Source organism: Rhodococcus sp. T9N (genome assembly GCF_024436645.1).
GTDB lineage: Bacteria > Actinomycetota > Actinomycetes > Mycobacteriales > Mycobacteriaceae > Rhodococcus_F > Rhodococcus_F qingshengii.
In genome coordinates, this window is sequence record NZ_JAMSKS010000065.1 from 1 (window position 1) to 1249 (window position 1249).

At 57.8% G+C, this 1249-nt stretch carries 3 protein-coding genes; all 3 read right to left on the bottom strand.

Features of this window, described 5'->3' with window-relative positions; translation table 11 throughout:
• Positions 1-39: 39 nt before the first annotated feature.
• Complete coding sequence (locus M1L53_RS33025) at positions 40-432, bottom strand: hypothetical protein (protein ID WP_261949511.1); 393 nt, start codon at positions 430-432, stop codon at positions 40-42.
• Complete coding sequence (locus M1L53_RS34970) at positions 429-1061, bottom strand: HNH endonuclease signature motif containing protein (protein ID WP_397517580.1); 633 nt, start codon at positions 1059-1061, stop codon at positions 429-431. Before M1L53_RS34970 ends, M1L53_RS33025 begins: the two co-directional genes overlap by 4 nt.
• Positions 1007-1249, bottom strand: a 243-nt coding sequence (locus M1L53_RS33030; protein WP_261949512.1) for a hypothetical protein, incomplete at its 5' end; no start/stop codon positions are given. The genes M1L53_RS34970 and M1L53_RS33030, both read right to left, overlap by 55 nt.

Sequence of the window (1249 nt, forward strand, 5' to 3'; positions counted from 1 at the left end):
TGCAACCGATCAGTGTGCATCCCTTCATCTGCGGCGCGGTCACGACGACACCTCGGTAGGCTTCGGGACGTACGCAGCGATCGTTTCGGGGTCAATATCCGCCCACGTCAGGATCTCCCAGATGTATTCGCCGACCCCCTCAGGGTCATATTGGAGACGCTCTGCAATGCCCACGCCGATGCTGTCGATGTCGTTGCTGTCTGTCGTCGCGAGACCGAAATACAGGGCGGCGAGGTGATATTCGTTCATCAGGTTGCTAATCACCTCAGGATTGATCACGCCTTCGAGTGTGGCGCGAAAGAATCCTTGCGCACGTGCAGCGTGGTAGGTGGCCGCCTTCGCCGCGTATCCGTCGGTGCTCGCATCCGGCATGCAGTAGTCGCGCACATCGATCGCAGGCACAACTTCGTGGGCAAACTTCTTCTCGCTCATGGTGTCTCCAATGCTTCAGGTCCCATAATCTCGCGATAGAAGGCATCCGAGACTCGCCGAAAATCGTCGGGGTCGAGGATGATTCCCCGTCTCTTGAAATCGTGATACTTCGACCTCGCCCTAGCGCAAGACAGACATCCTCGGCGGCCGTGCTTAACGTCATCAGCCCTTAGATTTGGAGCATTCAGAAGATGACCCCTCGGGCAGTGCGTTCTAGCCAACATGCTTTTGCCTGCAACGAGCGGTAACCTTCCCCTGCGCGTATTTACGGCATCGGTCACCGGCTCAAGGTGGTCCGGGTTGACACACGATCTGTTCCTACATAGGTGGTCGATCTTTAATTCGTCCCCAACCGAACCGTTCCTGAGTACATAACTCAGACGATGCGCAAGCGGCTTACCTCCGCGCAGGTAGAACCGTCCGTAGCCTTCGTTCACTCTCCCCGCTGTCCAGGTCCAGCATTTTCCTTGGCAGTTCTTCTGCAATGGCCACGGGCCGGCTTTGTTGACCTTCATCCAGAACAGTCCAGATTCTTTCTCGGTCAACTGTTCCGGGTAGTTGGCAGGATTCGCTTTCACTTGCCATCTCCTAATGCTCGGATTGTGGGGCAGGGATGGGCCAGCAGGCATTCCTTGCAGTACGGATGGCCGGTCGGATTCGTCCACGGCGTGTGCAGTGCTTGGACTCGCTCGACAGCCGCAACGACCTCACGCCCCAGCTTCGCGAGATACTGCGATGGGGCCGCCGGATCAAACTTGGCTGCCAGCGCTTTCGTGTGCTCAACATCCACCCCAGTCACGCCGCCACCCCCACAAGC

Excerpts from the sequence above, each read along its gene's own strand:
- M1L53_RS33025 (WP_261949511.1), bottom strand. The coding sequence starts at position 432 with ATGAGCGAGAAGAAGTTTGCCCACGAAGTTGTGCCTGCGATCGATGTG.
- M1L53_RS34970 (WP_397517580.1), bottom strand. The coding sequence starts at position 1,061 with ATGCCTGCTGGCCCATCCCTGCCCCACAATCCGAGCATTAGGAGATGG.